Source organism: Streptomyces sp. SolWspMP-5a-2 (assembly GCF_900091845.1).
In the GTDB taxonomy this organism is placed as follows: Bacteria; Actinomycetota; Actinomycetes; order Streptomycetales; family Streptomycetaceae; genus Streptomyces; species Streptomyces doudnae.
In genome coordinates this window covers 1-19,749 of record NZ_FMCI01000224.1, presented here as the reverse complement: position 1 = coordinate 19,749, position 19,749 = coordinate 1, and the positions used below count along the sequence as shown (strand labels likewise).

The window sequence follows — 19,749 nt, the reverse complement described above, 5'->3', positions numbered from 1 at the left end:
GGTCACTCCCCCGGAAGTGACCAGGCGGGTCTCACGGGACGTCACCGCCTGCGTGCGAGTGAGGTCCCCGCGGCGATCCGTCTGCCCCCCGACGCGACGGATCGACAGGAAAAAGCATGCCTCACGTGCATAAACGAATGATGAACGCCCCCCCAGGACCGGCCGGGGACACCCCTGCCCGCGCTCCGGGGAAAGGCGTCAGGCGGCCTGCGCCGGGGTCAACAGCGCGCGCACCTGCGCCAGTTCGGGGGAGCCGAGTCCCTCGTAGATGGCGGCCGCGTCCTGCCAGCACACCTGCGCCCGGCCGGTCTGCCCGATCCGGGCCAGCGCCCGGCCGAGCACCGTCAGGACGTTGCCGCGCCGCCACTCCCCGCCGATCCCGCGCAGCACGGTCAGCGCCATCTCCGCGTTGGCCGCCGCCTGCGCCGGGCGCCGCGCGGCCAGGTCGACCTCGGCGAGCCGGAACAGGCTCATGCCCTCCCACAGCCGCTGCCTGCTGTCGCGGAACACCTCCAGCGCCTCCTGGAGCCGCTCGGCCGCCGCCGTCAGTTCGCCGCTCTGGGTGAGCGCGAGACCCAGCGCGTACCGGGCGTTGGCGCCCCGCAGGGCGTTGTCCATGGCGTCGTAGACGGAGATGCCCTGGCGGGCCAGCGCGACGGCGCTCGCGGTGCGGCCGGTGGCGAGGTGGATGCGGGAGAGGTTGCACAGGGCGCTGGCCTCGCCGGGGCGGTCGCCGAGGGTGCGGAAGTGCTCGATGGCCGCGGAGAGATGCTCCTCGCCGTCGTCGTGCCGGTTCTGGTAGAGCGCGATGATGCCGCGCGCGTTGCGGGCCCAGCACACCGGCAGCAGGTCGTCCGCGCCCAGGGCGAGCGAGGCGGCCCGCTCCGCCTCCCGGTCCGCCTGCTCGAACCGGCCGCCCACGTGGTGGACGTTGACGAGCGTGGTGAGGGCGCGGGCCTCCGCGCGCGGGTCACCGGCCAGGCGCGCGGCGTCGAGCAGCGCCTCCGCGGTCGCCTCGTACGCCCGCGCGTTGGCCCCCGACTCGGAGAGGTCGTGCGCCGCCCACAGCAGGTCGATGGCGCGGGCCAGACCGCCGGGCCTGGCCGCGCACTGGCGGACGCAGGCCAGCAGGCAGATCGCCTCCGCGTACAGCCAGTCCTGGGCGGCGTGCCGGTCGGTGAAGGCGAGACCGGGGTGGGCGGCGGGCGCCAGATGGTCCACCAGCCGGTCACCGGGCCGCTCGATCGCGTACACGGCGGCGGCGCTGGCCAGGTAGAAGTCCAGCAGCCTGGAGAGCGCGGCGGCGGGCTCCTCGGGCGGCCACTCGTCGCGCTCGGCGCAGGCACGCGCGTAGAGCCGGACCAGATCGTGGTAGCGGTAGCGGCCGGGCGCCGCCGACTCCAGCAGCGAGGTGTCGACGAGGGCCTCCAGCAGGTCCTCGGTCTCCTCGGCCGGCAGATCGAGGACGGCCGCGGCGGCGGCCAGCGAGATGTCGGGGCCGTCGGCGAGCCCCAGCAGCCGGAACGCGCGCGCCTGCGCGGGCTCCAACTGGCCGTAGCCCAGCTCGAAGGTGGCCTTGACGGCGAGGTCGCCCGCCTGCAGCTCGTCCAGGCGGCGGCGTTCGTCGGCGAGCTTGGCCGCCAGCACCGAGACGGTCCAGGTGCGCCGGGCGGCCAGCCGGGACGCGGCGATGCGGATCGCCAGCGGCAGGAAGCCGCAGGCCCCCACGACGTCCAGGGCCGCCTCCCGCTCCGCGGCCACCCGCTCGGCGCCGACGATCCTGGTGAACAGGGCCAGCGCCTCGTCCGGGGACATCACGTCCAGGTCGACCAGGTGCGCGCCCGCGAGGTCGAGCATCCGCACCCGGGAGGTGACGAGCGCGGCGCAGCCGTCGGCGCCGGGCAGCAGCGGGCGCACCTGGGCCGCGTCGCGCGCGTTGTCCAGGAGCACCAGCACCCGGCGCCCGTCGAGCACGGAGCGGTACAGGGCGGCCCGGTCCTCCAGGGAGTCGGGGATCGCGGTGTCGGGGGTGCCGAGGGCGCGCAGGAACGAGCCGAGGACGGCGTCCGGTTCGGCGGAGCGCGGCCCGGTGCCCTGGAGGTCGACGTAGAGCTGGCCGTCGGGGAAGGCGCCGCGGGCGCGGTGGGCGACGTGCACGGCGAGGGTGGTCTTGCCGACGCCGCCGATGCCCGCGAGCGCCGACACCGCCATCACCCGGCCCTCGACCGACGTCAGCACCTCGGCCAGCTCCCGCACATGGGCCGCGCGGCCGGTGAAGTCGGGGACGGTCGCCGGGAGTTGCGCGGGGCGGGTCGGGGCGGGCGGCGGGGCGGCCCGGGGTGCGGGCGGCTCGGCGAGCTCCGGGTCGGCGCGCAGGATGCGCTGCTGGAGCAGGCTCAGGCCGGGGCGCGGGTCGACGCCCAGCTCCTCGGCGAGCAGCCGCCGGGTGTCCGCGTACACGGCGAGCGCCTCGGCCTGCCGTCCGCTGCGGTACAGGGCCAGCATCAGCAGCTCGCGCGGGCGTTCGCGCAGCGGGTGCTCGGCGGTGAGCGCGGTCAGCTCCGAGACGGCCTCGGCGTGGGCGCCCTGCCCGAGGTCCAGGTCGAGGCGGGTCTCCAGGAGTTGCAGGCGCCACTCCTCCAGGCGCACCCGCTGCGCCTCCGCGTACGGTCCGGGCACCCCGGCGAGGGCCTCGCCGTCCCAGAGGGCCAGCGCCCGGCCGAGCGCCTCCCTGGCCCGGTGCGGGTCGCCCGCGGCGCGCGCCTTCTCCGCCTCGGCGGCCAGGTCCTGGGCGACGCTCACGTCCAGCGCGCCGTCCCCGAGGCCGCGCACGGCGTACCCGCCGGACTCGCTGACCAGCACCTCGGGGCCGAGCGCCTTGCGCAGCCGGGAGGCGTAGGTGCGCACGGCGGCCAGCGCCTGCGAGGGGGGCTCCTCGCCCCACAGCGCGTCGATCAGTTCGGCGGAGGTGGCGGTGCGGCCCTCGCGCAGCAGCAGCGCGGCCAGCAGGGCGCGCTGCTGCGGGGAGCCGGTGTTCAGCTGCTGCTCGTCACGCCAGGCGCGGACCGGTCCGAGCACGCCGAAGCGGGCCGCCGCGGCCGGGGCCGGCCGGCCAGGACGCCTCTGCTCGGGTACGCGCGGCACCTCTGGCTCCCGCGGTACGTCCATCGCCGTCCCCCTAAACACTGTGAGCAACTCCGCCAGTTTGCCTTGTCCGTGGGAGATGCGTCAGCTCTGGAGAGCGCAATCACACGCGGGCGCGCGGGATGTCACAAACCCCTCACACGGAACACGCCGCACCGGTACCTGAGCGGCCGCCGACCGCGTAGCTGACGGGTCGTCAGATCGGCGCTACCGTGGGAGCCATGGACACCGACGCCGCGTTTCCGCTGATCATCTCCGTCGACGACCACACGGTGGAGCCACCGACCGTGTGGCAGGACCGGCTGCCGAGGAAGTACCTGGACACCGGCCCGCGGGTGGTCCGCGCCCCGCTGAAGGACATGACGTTCCTCGGCGGCCGGTTCAAGCCGGTGATGGGCGGTCCCGGCGACGAGGGGCCGGTGGGCGACTGGTGGGTCTACGAGGACCTGCGCCGCCCCCTCACCCGGCTCGACACCGCCGTCGGCTACGACCGCGACGAGATCCGCCTGGAGGTCATCACCTACGAGCAGATGCGGCCCGGCTCCTTCGACGTGCCGCGGCGGCTGGCCGACATGGACGTCAACCACGTCCAGTCGGCGCTGTGCTTCCCGACCTTCCCGCGCTTCTGCGGCCAGACCTTCACCGAGGCCGCCGACCGGGAGCTGGGCCTGCTCGCGGTGCGCGCCTACAACGACTGGATGGTGGAGGAGTGGTGCGGGCCCGACGCCCGCGGCCGGCTGATCCCGCTCACCCTCATCCCGCTGTGGGACGCCGAGCTGGCCGCCGCCGAGGTGCGCCGCAACGCGGCCCGCGGGGTGCGCGCCGTCGCCTTCTCCGAGATACCCCCGCACCTGGGGCTGCCGTCCGTGCACACCGACGCCTGGGACCCCTTCCTCGCCGCCTGCGACGAGACCGGCACGGTCGTCGCCATGCACATCGGCTCCAGCAGCCGGATGCCGTCCACCTCCGAGGACGCGCCCCCAGCGGTCGGCTCCACCATCACCTTCGCCAACTGCTGCTTCTCCATGGTCGACTGGCTGCTGAGCGGCAAGTTCGAGCGCTTCCCGAACCTCAGGGTCATGTACGCCGAGGGCCAGATCGGCTGGATCCCCTACATCCTGGAACGCGCCGACGTGGTCTGGGAGGAGAACCGGGGCTGGGGCGGGGTCGCCGACAAGGTCCACCGCCCGCCCTCCGAGCTGTTCGCCGACCACGTGTACGGCTGCTTCTTCGACGACGCGTTCGGCCTGCGCAACCTCGACGCGATCGGCGTCGGCAACGTCCTGTACGAGACGGACTACCCGCACTCCGACTCCACCTGGCCGAAGTCCCGCGAGGTCGGCGAGGCGCAGATGGGGCACCTGGCGCCGGACGTGGTGGAGCGCATCGTCCGGGGCAACGCGATCGACCTGCTCGGACTCACGCCGCAGGGCCTGTGGCGGTGAGCGCCCCGGCGTACGGCATCCAGCTCCCCGTCCAGTCGCAGAGCACCCTGTACGCCGAGCCGTGGGAGGCGGCGGCCGGTCCCGAGGACCTCGCGGAGATCGCCCGCGCCGCCGACCGCGCCGGTTTCGACTACGTCGCCTGCTGCGACCACGTGGCGGTCCCGCGCCGCCTGGCCGCCGCGATGAGCACCGTCTGGTACGACCCGGTCGCCACCCTCGGCTTCCTGGCCGGGGTGACCGCGCGGGTCAGGCTGCTCAGCCATGTCGCCGTGGTCGGCCTGCGCCACCCGCTGGTCACCGCCAAGCAGTACGCCACCCTCGACCGCCTCAGCGGCGGGCGGCTGGTCCTCGGGGTCGGCGCCGGGCACGTCCGCGAGGAGTTCGAGGCGGTGGGCGCCGACTTCGACCGGCGCGGGGCGGTCCTGGACGAGTGCGTGGACGCCCTGCGGGCCGCCCTCGGGCCCGAGGAGTACCCCGAACACCACGGCAAGCGCTACGACTTCGCGGACCTGGGCCAGCTCCCGCGCCCCGCCCAGGAGCGGGTCCCGCTCTGGGTCGGCGGCTCCTCGCCCGCCGCCGTGCGCCGGGCCGCCCTCAAGGGCGACGGCTGGCTGCCGCAGGGCGACCCGCGCGACCGGCTGCCCGGCCAGCTCGCCCGCATCCGGGAGCTGCGCGAACGGGCGGGTCTGGACGGCCCGTTCACGGTCGGCGCGATCACCGAGCCGCTGTACGTCGGCGTGCCGGGCCGGGACGTCGGGCGGCGCACCCTCAGCGGCCCGCCGCAGGCCCTCGCCGCCTCCCTGCGCGCCTACCGGGAGATGGGCGTGGACCAGATCCAGGTGCGCTTCCGCAGCCGCGGCCGCGACGAACTCATCGACCAGATGGCCGCGTTCGGCGCCGACGTGGCGCCCCACCTCTAGGAGTCAGGCATGGGCAAGCTGGACGGCCGCGTGGTGCTCGTCACCGGCGCGGCACGCGGGCAGGGCGAGCAGGAGGCCCGCCTCTTCCGGGCCGAGGGCGCGGAGGTCGTCGTCGCCGACGTCCTGGACGAGCAGGGGCGGGCGCTGGCCGGGGAGCTGGACGCCCTCTACGTCCACCTCGACGTGGGCGACGAGGCCGACTGGCGGGCGGCCGTGGACACCGCGAGGGAGCGGTACGGGCACCTCGACGGGCTCGTCAACAACGCGGGCATCCTGCGCTTCAACGCCCTGGTGGACACCCCCCTCGACGAGTTCATGCGGGTGGTGCGGGTCAACCAGGTCGGCTGCTTCCTCGGCATCAGGACGGTCGCGCCCGCCCTCCAGGACGGCGCCACCATCGTCAACACCGCGTCCTACACGGCCGTCACCGGCATGGCCGCGGTGGGCGCCTACGCGGCCACCAAGCACGCGATCCTCGGGCTGACCCGGGTGGCCGCGCTGGAGCTGGCCCACCGGCGCATCAGGGTCAACGCGGTCTGCCCCGGCGCGATCGACACGGCGATGTCCAACCCCTCCCTGCTCGACCCGGAGGCGGACCCCGAGGAGACCGGGCGGGCGCTGGACGAGCTGTACCGCAAGCTGGTGCCGCTGGGCCGGATCGGGCGGCCCGAGGAGGTGGCCAGGCTGGCGCTGTTCCTCACCGCCGACGACTCCTCGTACGTCACCGGGCAGCCGTTCGTCATCGACGGCGGCTGGCTGGCCGGGGTGTCGGTGCTCTGAACCACATCTGACTGCCCGTCAGCTATTGACGGTGCATGCGGCCGGTGCCACAGTCGGGCGGCAGACCGTATCTGACGGAGCGTCAGAAATACTGCGGACGACAGGGGACGGTGACCCTCCTTGGAATTCGGGCTCTTTGTACAGGGATACGTGGGCAAGCGCGCCGAGACCGACCCGCTCGCCGAGCACAAGGCGCTGATGGAGGAGACCGAGTACGTCATCCAGGCGGACCGCTCGGGCTTCAAGTACGCCTGGGCCTCCGAGCACCACTTCCTGGAGGAGTACTCGCACCTCTCCGCCAACGACGTCTACCTCGGCTACCTCGCCCACGCCACCGAACGCATCCACCTCGGCTCCGGGATCTTCAACCCGCTGGCCCAGGTCAACCACCCGGTCAAGGTGGCCGAGAAGGTCGCCATGCTCGACCACCTCACCGGCAACCGCTTCGAGTTCGGCAGCGGACGCGGCGCCGGGTCCCACGAGATCCTCGGGTTCCTGCCGGGCATCACCGACATGGACTTCACCAAGGAGATCTGGGAGGAGACCATCGCGGAGTTCCCCAAGATGTGGCTCCAGGACGAGTACGCCGGGTTCCAGGGCAAGCACTGGCAGCTCCCGCCGCGCAAGATCCTGCCCAAGCCGTACGGGAAGTCCCACCCGGCGATGTGGTACGCGGCCGGGTCGCCGCCGTCGTACGCGATGGCCGCCCGCAAGGGGCTCGGCGTCCTCGGCTTCAGCATCCAGAAGGTCTCCGACATGGAGTGGGTGCTGGAGCAGTACAAGTCCGCGATCGTGGACGCCGATCCCGTCGGCGCCTTCGTCAACGACAACGTGATGGTGACGACGACGGCGATCTGCGCGCCCACCCACGACGAGGCGATCGCGACGGCGGTCAGCGGCGGGCTGCACTACCTGCCGTCGCTGGTCTTCCGCTACCACGACACCTTCCCGCGCCCCGAGGGGTTCCCCGAGTGGCCCGAGACGCTGCCCGAGTACACCCCCGAGTTCGTCGAGCTGCTCATCGAGGAGGAGCTGCTGATCTGCGGCGACCCCGACGAGGTGCTCACGCAGTGCAAGCGGTGGGAGCAGGCCGGGGCCGACCAGTTGAGCTTCGGGCTGCCGGTGGGGGTGCCGAAGGAGGAGACGCTGCGCACGATCCGGCTGATCGGGGAGCACGTGATCCCGCGGATCGACACGGATCCCGTGCATCGGACCTCGCGGTTCAGGGCTTCGTCGTAGGCGGTCGCGCGGGGCGGGGCGGGGCGGTGCGTGGTGCGGGGGCGTCCGGGGGCGTCCAGGGGGTGCGGGTGCGTCGCGGGGTGCGGGTGCGTCGTGGCCGGGCGCGCAGTTCCCCGCGCCCCTGGGTGGGTGGGGCGGGCCCGGGGAGTCAGGGGCCGTCGGGGTCCTGGGCGCCGGGTGGGTCGGGGTGGCCTCGGGCGTGAGGGGCCGTCGGGGTCCTGGGCGCCGGGTGGGTCCTGGTGGCCCGGGGAGTGAGGGGCCGTGCTGGTGCTGATGGGGGCCGGGCGGGGTGTGATCTGTTGACGTGGGACTGGAGTTGACGGGATGTTCGATCATGTCATTCACGGGGTCACCGTCGTCGACGGGACCGGGCGGGCCGCCTTCGTCGCCGACGTGGCCGTGCGGGACGGGCGGATCGCCGGGATCGGGGACCTCGACGGGGACTCCCGCGGCCGGGAGGACGGCACCGGCCTGATCCTCGCCCCCGGCTTCGTCGACCCGCACACCCACTACGACGCCCAGCTGTTCTGGGACCCCTACGCCACCCCCTCCCTCAACCACGGGGTGACCACCGTCGCCGCGGGCAACTGCGGCTTCACCCTCGCGCCCCTGCACCCCGACCGGCCCGAGGACGCCGACTACACCCGCCGCATGATGTCCAAGGTCGAGGGCATGTCGCTGGTCGCCCTCGAAGAGGGGGCGCCCTGGACCTGGCACGGGTTCGGCGAGTACCTGGACGCGCTGGAGGGCCGCATCGCCGTCAACGCCGGTTTCATGGTGGGCCACTGCGCGCTGCGCCGGTACGTGATGGGCGCCGACGCCGTCGGCGGACAGCCCACCGAGGCCCAACTCGACGCGATGCTGCGGCTGTTCCACGAGGCGATGGACGCGGGCGCCTGGGGCCTGTCCACCACCCAGTCCAGCACCCACTCCGACGGCGACGGCAGGCCCGTCGCCTCCCGGCACGCCCGGCCCGCCGAACTCCTGGCGCTGGCCGCGGCGGTGGGCGAGCACGAGGGCACCCAGATCGAGGCGATCACGGCCGGCTGCCTCGACCAGTTCAGCGACGCCGAGATCGACCTCCTCGCCGACATGAGCGCCGCCGCCGGACGCCCGCTGAACTGGAACGTCCTCACCATCGACGCCGCCGTCCCGGAACGCGTGCCCCGCCAGCTGTACGCGAGCGAGCGGGCCAGGAAGGCGGGCGGCCGCGTCGTCGCCCTCACCATGCCGATCCTCACCCCGATGAACATGTCCCTCGGCACCTTCTGCGCCCTCAACCTGATCCCCGGCTGGGGGCCGGTCCTCGGGCTGCCGGTGCCCGAGCGCATCGCCCGGCTGCGCGACCCCCAGGTGCGGGCCGAGATGCTGCGCCGCGCCGACTCCCGGGAGGCGGGCGTCTTCCGGCGGCTCGCCGACTTCGCCCGGTACGTCATCGGCGACACCTACAGCGACGCCAACGAGGGGCTCGCGGGCCGGGTCGTCGGGGACATCGCCGCCGAACGCGGCCAGGACCCCTTCGGCTGCCTGGTGGAGATCTGCGCCGCCGACGGACTGCGCACCGTCCTGTGGCCCATGCCCACCGACAACGACCCCGCCTCCTGGGCGCTGCGCGCCGAGACCTGGCGGCACGAGGACGTCCTGCTCGGCGGCTCCGACGCGGGCGCCCACCTGGACCGGATGTGCGGGGCGCCGTACACCACCCGCTTCCTCGGGGACTGCCTGCGCGGACGCCGCCTGGCCGGGATCGAGCAGGCCGTGAAGATGCTCACCGACGACCCCGCCCGCCTCTTCGGACTGCGCGAGCGGGGCCGGATCGAGGTCGGGTACCACGCGGACCTGGTGCTGTTCGACCCGGAGCGCATCGACGCGGGCCAGGCCACCCTGGTCCACGACCTGCCCGGCGACAGCCCCCGCCTGGACGCCAGGGCGATCGGCGTGCGGGCCGTGTGGGTCAACGGCGTCGAGGCCATCCGCGACGACGTGGTGAGCGGCGCCGTACCGGGCCGCGTGCTGCGCTCCGGACGCGACACCAGGACGGTGGCCACCCGGTGACCCCGGCACCCCAGCGGCTGTTCGTCGGCGGCGCGTGGACCGAGCCCGACGGCGGCTTCCACGACGTCGTCGACCCGGCGACCGAAGAGCGCGTCGGCCTCGCCCCCGAGGCGTCCCCCGCACAGGCGCGCGCGGCCTGCGCCGCCGCCCGGGAGGCGTTCGGGCCCTGGTCGCGCATCCCGCCCGAGGAGCGGGCGGCCGTCCTCGGACGGGCCGCCGACCTGATCCGCGCGCAGGCCGCCGCGCACGCCGCACTGGCCAGCGCGGAGAGCGGCGCCACCCTCGCCACCGCGCGCGGCATGCAGGTCGCGGTGGCCGCCGCCCGCTTCCGCCGCTACGCGCGCGTGGAGCACCACGAGTGGGCGATCGAACCGCAGATCAGCGAGGCCGGACCGATGGGCCGGGCCGGGGTCATCGGCGCGCTCGCCGCGCGCCGCCCGGTCGGCGTCGTCACCTGCGTCACCTCCTACAACAACCCGTGGGCCAACCCGGCCGGCAAGGTCGCCCCGGCGCTCGCCATGGGCAACACGGTGGTGGTGAAACCGGCGCCGCAGGACCCGCTGTCGGTGTACCGGATGGCGGCGGCGCTGGAGGCGGCCGGGGCGCCCCCCGGGGTCGTGAACGTCGTCTCCGGGCAGGACGTCGCGATCGGCGAGGCGGTCGTCGCCTCGCCGGACGTCGACATGGTCAGCTTCACCGGCTCCACCGCGGTCGGGCAGCGCATCGCCGAGGTGTGCGGGCGGTCGATGAGACGCCAGCTGATGGAGCTGGGCGGTAAGGGCGCGGCGATCGTCCACGACGACGCCGACCTCGCCTCGGCGGTGGCCGGCATCGGCACCACCTTCTCCTTCTACAGCGGCCAGATCTGCACCGCCCCCACCCGGGTGCTCGCCCAGCGCCCGGTCTACCAGCGGCTCGTGGACCAACTGGCTGCCTACGCAAGCCGGTTGAAGATCGGGGACCCGCGTGCGCGGGACACCGTCGTCGGCCCGGTGATCTCCGCCGCCCACCGCGACCGCGTCGAGGCGTACGTCGAACTCGGCCGCAAGGAGGGCGCGGTGGTCGTCACCGGCGGTGAACGGCCGCCGTCCGAGCGCGGGTTCTGGGTGGCGCCCACCCTGCTCGCCGACTGCGCCAACGACATGCGGGTGGCCCGCGAGGAGATCTTCGGCCCGGTCGTGGTCGTCGTCCCCTTCGACGACGACGAGGAGGGCGTCGCCCTCGCCAACGACAGCGACTACGGCCTGATCGACTACGTCTGGTCCGGCGACGTCGCCCGCGCCTTCCGCACCGCCCGCGGGCTGCGCGCCGGAGGGGTCGGCGTGAACACCGTGGCCCGCAACATGGAGGCGCCCTTCGGCGGGTTCAAGCGCAGCGGGGTGGGCCGGGACGTCGGCTCCTACGCCCTGCACGCCTACGGCGAGGTGCAGTCGATCGTCTGGCCCGGCTGACCCGACCCCACCACCGGGGTTTTCCCGCTCCCCCGTCCGGGGACGACGTCTGTGCTCTCGCCCGACTCCGTTCGGGGCAGGGGCACTTCGCCGACGAACGACGGGGGACGGTGGCCGATGCGGGTCGTGACCTGGAATCTGTGGTGGCGTTTCGGCCCGTGGGAGGAGCGGCAGAAGGCCGTCCGCACGGTCCTGCGCGAGCTGCGCCCCGACGTCGTCGGCCTCCAGGAGGTCTGGTCGGCGGACGGCGTCAACCTCGCCGCCTGGCTCGCCGACGAACTCGGCCTGCACTGGACGTGGGCCGCCTCCGACGCCTCCGAGCGCTGGCAGCGGCGGCTCGGCCGGACCGGCGTGGAGATAGGCAACGCGGTGCTCAGCCGCTGGCCGGTCACCGAGCGCGCGGTGCTCAGGCTGCCCGCCCCCGCCGACCTCGACGACGGGCGGCTCGCCCTGTACGCGCGGCTCGACGCCCCCGGCGCCCCGGTGCCGTTCTTCACCGCGCACCTCGCCTCGCCGCCGCACGCCTCGGCGGTCCGTCGCGACCAGCTCACCGCCCTCGCCCGGTTCGTCGCCGCCCACCGGGACGGCACCGGCTTCCCGCCCGTCGTCACCGGCGACTTCAACGCCCCGCCCGACGCCGACGAGGTCCGCCTCTTCGGCGGGGTGCGCACCGCGCCCGTCGTCCCCGGCCAGGTCTTCTTCGACGCCTGGGAGTACGCGGACCCGGCCGCGCCCGCCGCGACCTGGAACCACGACACCCCGTACGCGCGGCCGGGCCTTGGCCCCGCCGCCCGCATCGACTACGTCCACGTCGGAGGCCCGGCCGGACCCGGCGGCCTCGGCACGGTGCTGCGGGCGGCGCGCGCCGGTCACGGCGCCGTCGACGGCGTCTGGCCCTCCGACCACGCGGCGGTGGTCGCCGACCTCGCCTCCCCGGCCACCGCACCGGCGCCGGACACCCCCTGATGCCGTGACCGGAAAGGCGCGCCGGAAAGGCTGCCGGGCGTCGCGAGCCGGTGGACTCTCCAGGTCAGGGCACTAGCGCGCGCCCAGGAAGATCGGGTTGGTGAGCGCCGCCGGGGGCCCCGGCAGCGGGGGCGCCGTCGCCGGGTGGCGGACCTCCGCGCGCACGTACGCCGCGTACGCCGCCGTCGTCCGCCACTGAAGGACGCCCGTCCCGCCGGACGGCAGCGGGTCACCGGTGAGCAGCACGCCCTCGTCGGTCACCAGGCGCGGCACGCACCCCGGGGCGCCGTCGACCTCCAGGCGGACGGTGACCGGCGCGTCGGGCGCGACCCGCAGGCGTTCGCCGATGCCCGCGCGCAGCCCCCGCCCGCCGGTGGCGGTGAACGCCAGGGAGACGTCCCTGGACTCGGCGAGGTAGGAGCGGCCCGCGCGGATGCCGTCCTGGATCGCCGTCCGGGTGAGGTCGTCGGCGAGCACCACCGTCTGCGGCAGCCCCACCACGTCCGGATCGCGGTGCGCGTCGCTGCTGCCCATCGCGGGCAGCCACTCCCGCCCGCCGCGCGCCGCCGCCACGAGCAGGCCGTCCCACGCGGCCAGCGCCACCTCGTCGTCGGCGGTGAAGGGGCCGTTCCACACCTCCACCGCGTCCGCCTCGCCGAAGCCGAACTTCCAGCCGCAGCCGACGCAGGTGGCGTGCGGGTGGGCCGGGACCACCAGGCCGCCGGCCCGTCTGATCTGCCGGGCGTACTCCCCGAAGCGGTTGTCGCGGGCCCGGTAGCGCCAGTCCACGAAGGTGCCCGGGTCGGTGCCCAGCGCCACCACGTGGCCGTTGCGGGTGGTGATCTCCTCGCCGAGCAGGATCAGCAGGTCGTCGCCCGCCTCGTCGGCCCAGTGCGGGTGCGCCGCGTGGGTGTTGTGGTCGGAGGAGTTGATGAAGTCGAGCCCGGCGGCCCTGGCCAGCGCCGCGATCTCGGCCGGGGTGCGGCGGCCGTCGGAGTACCAGGAGTGCAGGTGGCAGTCGCCCCGGTACCAGGCCCGCCCCCGGCCCCTGGCCCGCTCCGGCGGGTAGCGGCGCACCGGGGCTGCGCCGGGCTCGCCGTGCTCCAGGGTCACCGTCAGCTCGTACGCCAGGCCCTGCGGGGCCACCGTGTACGGGCCGAGCGCGATGGACCAGGTGCCCGCGCGCACCGGGCCCGGCAGATAGCCGGGGGTCGCGTCGTCGGCCCGGACGAAGAACTCCGTGCGGGCCCCGCCCGACCAGCCGCGGAAGCCCCGGCCGCCGAGCGCGGTGCCCCGCTCGTCGAAGAGGCCGATGTCCAGGGCGTTGCCCGCCGTCCCGGCCGGTACCGCGGGCCGGTCGTAGGCGTAGGCGACGCGCAACTCCCGTACCCCGGCGGGGACATCGACGGGCACGTAGACGAAGTCGGGGGATCCGGCGGGCAGCGTGCCGCGGACCGTGCGGGTCTGCCGCCGCTGTCCCGCGGCCGAGGCGAAGGTCACGCTCCCCAGGGTGAGCGCGGTCGCGGCGCCCGCCACGAACACCGCGCGCCGCCCGGGGCCGCGGCCGGATTCCTCGATGCCGTCCTGGTCGTCGTCACCCATGGGGCCACCTTCCGGTACGGGGGTGAACTCCCGCCGTCAGGGAGGGGATCGGCGCGACGATAGGGCATGTACGCGCACTCGGCAGCCCCCCTTTCACGCCAGCCGCCCACCCGGCAGCCGCCTTTCACGCCAGCCGCCTTCCATACCGGCCGCGCACCCGGCAGCCCCCTTCCACGCCGGCCACCCACCCGCTCCCGGCCCCGTACCCCCACCCCACCCCCGCTCCCACCCCCGCCTCCCTCTCCACCCGATCCCGACCGGTCGGTATGGACATCTCGCCGGGGGAGCGGTAGAGAAGGGGCATGCGCATCTCCGTAACGATCTTCCTCACCGACGAGACGATCACTCCGACCCGGCTCGCCCGTGAGCTGGAACAGCGCGGATTCGCCGGGCTCTACCTGCCCGAGCACACGCACATCCCCACCGAACGCACCTCCCCCTACCCGGCGGGCGGCGACCTGCCGCCCGAGTACGGGCGCACCCTCGACCCGTTCGTCGCCCTCGGCCAGGCCGCCGCCGTCACGGAACGCCTCGCCCTCGGCACCGGCATCACCCTGGTCGCCCAGCACGACCCGATCGACCTCGCCAAGCAGATCGCCACCCTCGACCACCTCTCCGGCGGCCGGTTCACCCTCGGCCTCGGCTACGGCTGGAACGTCGAGGAGGCCGCCGACCACGGCGTCGCCTGGCGCACCCGGCGCGACCTGGTGCGCGACCGGATGGCCCTGATGCGCGCCCTGTGGAGCGAGGAACCCACCCCGCACCAGGGCGAGTTCGGCAGCGTGCGGGCCAGCTTCGCGCACCCCAAGCCCGTCCAGAAGCCGCGCGGCCCGGTGACCGGACCGCGCACCCTGGTCGGCGGCGCCGCGGGGCCGAAACTCTTCGCCCACATCTGCGAGTTCGCCGACGGCTGGCTGCCCATCGGCGGCCGCGGACTCGGCGAGTCGCTGCCGGTGCTGCGCGCCGCCTGGGCGGAGGCGGGCCGCGACCCGGCCGCCCTCCAGGTCGTCCCCTACGCCGTGTTCCCGACCCCGGGCAAGCTCGACCACTACGCGGGCCTCGGCATCGAGGAGGTCGTCGTGCAGCTGCCGCCCGCCGGGGAGAGCGAGGTGCTGCGCGCGCTGGACGGATACACGGCCTTCCTGCCCGCCGCCAGTGACACCGTGTGACGCGCGGCGCTCCGGGACGAATCGGACGTCGCCTGTCTGCGCAGTTCAGGGCGCTCGTATGCTCGAAGGATGACGACTTCCGCGACCTCCGGAACCGGCCCCACCGAGAACTCCATGCGTCGCGCCCTCAAACGAGCCAGGGACGGCGTGGCCCTCGACGCCACCGAGGCCGCCGTCCTGCTCCAGGCACGCGGTGAGGCCCTCGACGACCTCACCGCCTCCGCCGCCCGGGTGCGCGACGCGGGCCTCGAAGCGGCCGGCAGGCCCGGCGTCATCACCTACTCCAAGAGCGTCTTCGTCCCGCTCACCCGGCTCTGCCGGGACAAGTGCCACTACTGCACCTTCGTCACCGTCCCCGGCAAGCTGCGGCGGGCCGGGCACGGGATGTTCATGTCCCCGGACGAGGTCCTCGACGTCGCCCGCAAGGGCGCGGCCCTCGGCTGCAAGGAAGCCCTCATCACCCTCGGCGACAAGCCCGAGGAACGCTGGCCCGAGGCGCGCGAGTGGCTCGACGCGCACGGCTACGACGACACCATCGCCTACGTCCGCGCGATCTCCGTCCGCATCCTGGAGGAGACCGGCCTGCTGCCGCACCTCAACCCCGGGGTGATGTCCTGGACGGACTTCCAGCGGCTCAAGCCGGTCGCGCCGTCCATGGGGATGATGCTGGAGACGACCGCGACCCGGCTCTGGTCCGAGCCCGGCGGCCCGCACCACGGCTCGCCCGACAAGGAACCCGCCGTGCGGCTGCGGGTGCTGGAGGACGCCGGGCGCTCCTCCGTGCCCTTCACCTCCGGCATCCTGCTCGGCATCGGCGAGACGTACGAGGAGCGCGCCGAGTCGCTCTTCGCGCTGCGCCGGGTCTCCCGCGCCTACCACGGCGTCCAGGAACTGATCATCCAGAACTTCCGGGCCAAGCCCGACACCGCCATGCGCGGCATGCCCGACGCCGAACTCGACGAACTGGTCGCCGCGGTGGCCGTCGCCCGGCACATCATGGGCCCGGCCGCCTGCATCCAGGCCCCGCCCAACCTGGTCGACTCCGAGTACGAGCGGCTCATCGGCGCGGGCGTCGACGACTGGGGCGGGGTCTCCCCGCTCACCATCGACCACGTCAACCCCGAACGCCCCTGGCCGCAGATCGAGGAGCTGGCCGAGCGGTCCCGCGCGGCCGGGTTCGAACTGCGCGAACGGCTCTGCGTCTACCCGGAGTTCGTGCGCCGGGGCGAGCCGTGGCTCGACCCGAGGCTGCGCCCGCACGTGACGGCGCTCGCCGACCCGCTGACCGGGCTCGCCCTGCCGGACGCGGTCGTCGAGGGCCGCCCGTGGCAGGAGCCGGAGGAGGCGTTCGTCTCCTCGGGGCGCACCGACCTGCACGCGTCCATCGACACCGAGGGCCGCACCGGCGACCGCCGCGACGACTTCGACGAGGTGTACGGCGACTGGGACGCGCTGCGCGAGGCGGCCGTGCCCGGCATGGCGCCCGAGCGCATCGACACCGACGTCAGGGCGGCGCTCGCGACCGCGGCCGACGACCCGACGAAGCTGACCGACGCGGAGGCGCTCGCGCTGCTGCACGCGGACGGCCCGGCGCTGGACGCGCTCACCGGCATCGCGGACGACGTGCGCCGGGCGGCGGTCGGCGACGACGTCACGTACATCGTCACCCGCAACATCAACTTCACCAACGTCTGCTACACCGGCTGCCGGTTCTGCGCGTTCGCGCAGCGCCGCACCGACGCCGACGCCTACACCCTCTCCCTCGACCAGGTCGCCGACCGGGCCCAGCAGGCGTGGGAGGTCGGCGCGGTCGAGGTGTGCATGCAGGGCGGCATCCACCCGGACCTGCCCGGCACCGCGTACTTCGACATCGCGAAGGCGGTCAAGGAACGCGTCCCCGGCATGCACGTGCACGCGTTCTCCCCGATGGAGGTCGTCAACGGCGCGACCAGGACCGGCCTTTCGGTCAAGGAGTGGCTGACGGCGGCCAAGGAGGCGGGCCTCGACTCCGTGCCCGGCACCGCCGCCGAGATCCTCGACGACGAGGTCCGCTGGATCCTCACCAAGGGCAAGCTGCCCGCGGCGACCTGGATCGAGGTCATCACCACCGCCCACGAGCTGGGTATCCGCTCCTCGTCGACGATGATGTACGGCCACGTCGACCAGCCCCGGCACTGGCTCGGCCACCTGCGCACGCTGGCCGGCATCCAGCAACGCACCGGCGGCTTCACGGAGTTCGTGACCCTGCCCTTCATCCACACCAACGCGCCGGTCTACCTCGCGGGCATCGCCCGCCCCGGCCCCACGATCCGGGACAACCGGGCGGTCACCGCGATGGCCCGCCTGCTGCTGCACCCCTGGATCCCCAACATCCAGACGAGCTGGGTGAAGCTGGGCACGGAGGGCGCGGCGGAGATGCTGCGCTCCGGCGCCAACGACCTGGGCGGCACGCTGATGGAGGAGACGATCTCCCGGATGGCGGGCTCCTCCTACGGCTCCTACAAGTCGGTGCGGGACCTGATCGCGGTCGCGGACGCGGCCGGACGCCCGGCGAAGCCCCGTACGACCCTCTACGGGGAGGTCCCCGAGGAGCGGCGACGGGCCGCCGCCGCCTCCGACGGGCATCTGCCGGAACTTCTGCCCGTGCTGGAGTGAGTACGATGATCCGACCTCTGTTTGACGAGGACGTGTAGCTGAGGAGTTGCGTGCCCGTGCCAGCCCGACTGCCCTCATGGGTCTGGGTCACCGGTCTGACCGCGGGAGCGGTCGCGGCGGTCGTCGTCCTGGCCGTACAGGCGGACCGGGGTCCGCACCCGGCCCCCACGGCGGCCGCCAGCCCGACACCGCGGGCGACGGCGTCACCGTCGCCCTCGGCGTCCCCCGCGCCCACGGGGGTGCCGGACGACTCGGGCACGGGCCGCAGAATCGTCTACTCCGTCGACCGGCACCGGGTCTGGCTGATCGACGCCAGCGACGCCTCCCGCCGCACCTTCTCGGTCTGGCCGGGGACGGTGGCCCCCGACCCGGGCAGCTACACGGTCTCGCTGCGCAAGGAGGGGCCGATCACCGGCTCCGACGGAGTGAAGATCCAGAACATTCTGTACTTCGGCGTGAAGTCGGGCGTGAACCTGGCGTTCTCCAACGCCCTGGACGGCGCCTCCCCGCCGCCCGCCGCCACCCAGACGACGGGCGGCATCCGCCTGCGCACGGCGGACGGCACCGCCCTCTGGGCGTTCGGGACGACGGGCACGAAGGTGACGGTCGTCGAGTAGAAAGACGTCAGGGCGCCCGCACTCCGCGGGCGCCCCGCCCCGCCGTCAGTCCGTCTCCCGCGGGCGGTCACCGGTGAGCTGCACGACGACCAGCACGACCCCGCTGACCAGGAAGACCCGGGTCGCCGCGTCGAGGCCGTTCCAGTCCTTCGACTGCCACATCGAGAACCACTCGCCGCCGATCGCGAGGAACCCGGCGCCGAACAGCAGCATCAGCATGAGCAGCCCGTACGTCGACAGCGTCCGGGCCCGGCCCACGTCCCGGCGCCCCCAGAACCAGGTCCCGGCGCCCAGCACGAGCGCGGCGACCCCCTCCCAGACGATGATCGCGACATAGGCGGCGTCCTGGAGCCACCGGCTGGTCATGGCCCGCCACATCAGATCGTCGTCCCCGAACGTGGTGTCCATGGCGAGCACGTGCCGCACGAACTGCCGGTTGGTCCCGAAGTCGGTGACGTTCCCGAGGACCACGAGCCCGATGTAGAGCGCGACGATCCCGGTGAGAATCCCGGCAGCGAGAACGAGGGGGGAGCGCGGGGCGCGTGTGGTGGTCATGCGGGGTTCTTTCCCGGCGCACGGACTTCATGCCCACACCGTCCTCCCACCGGGAGCGTGCTTCCCTCACCGCATCCCCCGCAACCGCGACCCGGTAGCCGGGTGCGCGGGGGCGGGGGCGGGGCGGGGGACCGGCGGTCCGTGCGGGGGGCCTCCGGGTGGGGCTCCGGTTCGGGTCCTGTCATGGTTCCCGGGCGGCTCGTGCCGGGTCGGGGGTGGTCGGGACCCGGTCCCGCTCGACGCCAGAGAAGAAAGAAACCGGGAAAGAACCAACCCCGTCCCTTCCCAAACCTCCGGCGGTCACCCTCAGGGGTGAACTTCCTCAACTCCGCTGGCGCGCACGGGATTCGGTGGTGCAGCCTCAGCCTCACCACGCCGAGCATGAAACGGCCCCCGCCGGGACGGCAATCCCGGAGCGAGGGCCTGATCACCAGAGAAGGAAAGCCCCTTCCCGATGACTGTGCGTCAGCCTATCGCGCCCTCCCGTTCCCGGTCCGGCCCTTCCGGCAGCGGGGTCGGTCATGTCACCGAACGCCATCACGACCACTTCACCGTGGTCGGGAACCACCTCGCCCAGCACCCCGACCTCTCCCTCGTCGCGATCGGGCTCGCCACCCACATCCAGTCGCTGCCCCAGGGAAGTCCCGTCGGGATCAAGGCGATCGCCGCGCGCTTCCCCGAGGGCGAGATCCGGATCGCCGCCGCGCTGCGGGAGTTGGAGGCCCACGGGTACCTGGCCCGCCGCAAGGAGCGCTTACCGTCCGGCCGCGTGGTGACCCGCACGTTCTCCTACAACAAGCCCAGGGCCGCGACCCCGAACACCCCGGCGACCGCCCCCACCGCCGTCCCGGAGCCCCGGCCTGACCCCGGCACCGTCCCCGTCTCCGTACCGGCCCCCGCCCCCACCACCGCCCCCGGGGCCCCTCCCGTCTCCGCGCCCCGCTCGCCCGCCGCCGACCTCCTCTGCGGGCTCCGGGCCCTCGACTCCCGCCTGCTGCTCTCCGAGCGGGACGTGCTGCGGCTCGTGCCCGCGGTGCAGGAGTGGCTGGCGCGCGGGGTTCCCGCCGGTGCCGTCCAGCGGGCGGTGACCGCCGGGCTGCCCGACGACCCCATCCGCCACCCGGCCGGATTCCTCGCCCGCCGCCTCGCCG

At 74.2% G+C, this 19,749-nt stretch carries 14 protein-coding genes; 11 read left to right on the top strand and 3 right to left on the bottom strand.

What is annotated here, in order from left to right; genetic code table 11:
- Positions 1 to 198: 198 nt before the first annotated feature.
- Positions 199 to 3,168, bottom strand: coding sequence for an AfsR/SARP family transcriptional regulator (locus tag GA0115242_RS22640; protein WP_093831336.1), 2,970 nt, complete (start codon positions 3,166 to 3,168; stop codon positions 199 to 201).
- Positions 3,169 to 3,365: 197 nt separating this feature from the next.
- Between GA0115242_RS22640 and GA0115242_RS22635 the strand changes: the two genes are divergently transcribed.
- The 7 genes from GA0115242_RS22635 to GA0115242_RS22605 all read left to right on the top strand — a co-directional run bounded on the left by GA0115242_RS22635 (position 3,366) and on the right by GA0115242_RS22605 (position 12,000).
- Positions 3,366 to 4,589 carry an amidohydrolase family protein gene (locus GA0115242_RS22635; protein ID WP_093831334.1) on the top strand — a complete coding sequence of 408 codons (1,224 nt, stop codon included), beginning with the start codon at positions 3,366 to 3,368 and terminating at the stop codon, positions 4,587 to 4,589.
- Complete coding sequence (locus GA0115242_RS22630) at positions 4,586 to 5,509, top strand: LLM class F420-dependent oxidoreductase (RefSeq protein WP_256089531.1); 924 nt, start codon at positions 4,586 to 4,588, stop codon at positions 5,507 to 5,509. Before GA0115242_RS22635 ends, GA0115242_RS22630 begins: the two co-directional genes overlap by 4 nt.
- 9 nt (positions 5,510 to 5,518) lie before the next feature.
- Positions 5,519 to 6,289 carry an SDR family NAD(P)-dependent oxidoreductase gene (locus tag GA0115242_RS22625; RefSeq protein ID WP_093831330.1) on the top strand — a complete coding sequence of 257 codons (771 nt, stop codon included), beginning with the start codon at positions 5,519 to 5,521 and terminating at the stop codon, positions 6,287 to 6,289.
- Between the two features lie 120 nt (positions 6,290 to 6,409).
- The gene (locus GA0115242_RS22620; protein ID WP_093831328.1) at positions 6,410 to 7,528 is read left to right on the top strand and encodes an LLM class flavin-dependent oxidoreductase; all 1,119 of its coding nucleotides are present in this window, start codon (positions 6,410 to 6,412) and stop codon (positions 7,526 to 7,528) included.
- Positions 7,529 to 7,852: 324 nt separating this feature from the next.
- On the top strand, positions 7,853 to 9,583 hold the full coding sequence (locus tag GA0115242_RS22615; RefSeq protein ID WP_093831326.1) for an N-acyl-D-amino-acid deacylase family protein: 1,731 nt from the start codon (positions 7,853 to 7,855) through the stop codon (positions 9,581 to 9,583).
- Complete coding sequence (locus GA0115242_RS22610; protein WP_256089528.1) at positions 9,580 to 11,034, top strand: aldehyde dehydrogenase family protein; 1,455 nt, start codon at positions 9,580 to 9,582, stop codon at positions 11,032 to 11,034. The genes GA0115242_RS22615 and GA0115242_RS22610 overlap by 4 nt, the downstream gene beginning before the upstream one ends.
- 117 nt (positions 11,035 to 11,151) lie before the next feature.
- Positions 11,152 to 12,000: an endonuclease/exonuclease/phosphatase family protein gene (locus GA0115242_RS22605; protein WP_093831324.1), complete on the top strand. Its 849-nt coding sequence runs from the start codon at positions 11,152 to 11,154 to the stop codon at positions 11,998 to 12,000.
- A 72-nt stretch (positions 12,001 to 12,072) separates the two neighbouring features.
- Here GA0115242_RS22605 and GA0115242_RS22600 read toward each other — a convergent pair whose 3' ends face one another.
- Positions 12,073 to 13,602: a CehA/McbA family metallohydrolase gene (locus GA0115242_RS22600; protein ID WP_093831322.1), complete on the bottom strand. Its 1,530-nt coding sequence runs from the start codon at positions 13,600 to 13,602 to the stop codon at positions 12,073 to 12,075.
- A gap of 302 nt (positions 13,603 to 13,904) precedes the next feature.
- Here GA0115242_RS22600 and GA0115242_RS22590 point away from each other — a divergent pair, with 302 nt between their 5' ends.
- From GA0115242_RS22590 to GA0115242_RS22580, 3 genes are all read left to right on the top strand, one after another.
- Positions 13,905 to 14,771, top strand: a complete 867-nt coding sequence (locus tag GA0115242_RS22590) for an LLM class F420-dependent oxidoreductase (RefSeq protein ID WP_093831318.1) — start codon at positions 13,905 to 13,907, stop codon at positions 14,769 to 14,771.
- A gap of 69 nt (positions 14,772 to 14,840) precedes the next feature.
- Positions 14,841 to 17,426, top strand: a complete 2,586-nt coding sequence (locus GA0115242_RS22585; protein WP_093831316.1) for a bifunctional FO biosynthesis protein CofGH — start codon at positions 14,841 to 14,843, stop codon at positions 17,424 to 17,426.
- A 50-nt stretch (positions 17,427 to 17,476) separates the two neighbouring features.
- Positions 17,477 to 18,043 carry a hypothetical protein gene (locus GA0115242_RS22580; protein WP_093831314.1) on the top strand — a complete coding sequence of 189 codons (567 nt, stop codon included), beginning with the start codon at positions 17,477 to 17,479 and terminating at the stop codon, positions 18,041 to 18,043.
- Between the two features lie 45 nt (positions 18,044 to 18,088).
- Here the strand turns inward: GA0115242_RS22580 and GA0115242_RS22575 are convergent, their stop codons facing one another.
- A complete protein-coding gene (locus GA0115242_RS22575) occupies positions 18,089 to 18,598 on the bottom strand; it encodes a DUF2165 domain-containing protein (RefSeq protein WP_093831312.1) in 510 nt (169 codons plus the stop codon).
- Between the two features lie 454 nt (positions 18,599 to 19,052).
- Here GA0115242_RS22575 and GA0115242_RS40370 point away from each other — a divergent pair.
- Positions 19,053 to 19,749, top strand: a 697-nt coding sequence (locus tag GA0115242_RS40370) for a helix-turn-helix domain-containing protein (protein ID WP_176729884.1), incomplete at its 3' end; no start/stop codon positions are given.

What these genes read in the sequence shown, in the direction of transcription:
- GA0115242_RS22640 (WP_093831336.1), bottom strand. Translation starts at nt 3,168, where the DNA reads ATGGACGTACCGCGGGAGCCAGAGGTGCCGCGCGTACCCGAGCAGAGG.
- GA0115242_RS22635 (WP_093831334.1), top strand. Translation starts at nt 3,366, where the DNA reads ATGGACACCGACGCCGCGTTTCCGCTGATCATCTCCGTCGACGACCAC.
- GA0115242_RS22625 (WP_093831330.1), top strand. Translation starts at nt 5,519, where the DNA reads ATGGGCAAGCTGGACGGCCGCGTGGTGCTCGTCACCGGCGCGGCACGC.
- GA0115242_RS22615 (WP_093831326.1), top strand. Translation starts at nt 7,853, where the DNA reads ATGTTCGATCATGTCATTCACGGGGTCACCGTCGTCGACGGGACCGGG.
- GA0115242_RS22605 (WP_093831324.1), top strand. Translation starts at nt 11,152, where the DNA reads ATGCGGGTCGTGACCTGGAATCTGTGGTGGCGTTTCGGCCCGTGGGAG.
- GA0115242_RS22600 (WP_093831322.1), bottom strand. Translation starts at nt 13,602, where the DNA reads ATGGGTGACGACGACCAGGACGGCATCGAGGAATCCGGCCGCGGCCCC.
- GA0115242_RS22590 (WP_093831318.1), top strand. Translation starts at nt 13,905, where the DNA reads ATGCGCATCTCCGTAACGATCTTCCTCACCGACGAGACGATCACTCCG.
- GA0115242_RS22585 (WP_093831316.1), top strand. Translation starts at nt 14,841, where the DNA reads ATGACGACTTCCGCGACCTCCGGAACCGGCCCCACCGAGAACTCCATG.
- GA0115242_RS22575 (WP_093831312.1), bottom strand. Translation starts at nt 18,598, where the DNA reads ATGACCACCACACGCGCCCCGCGCTCCCCCCTCGTTCTCGCTGCCGGG.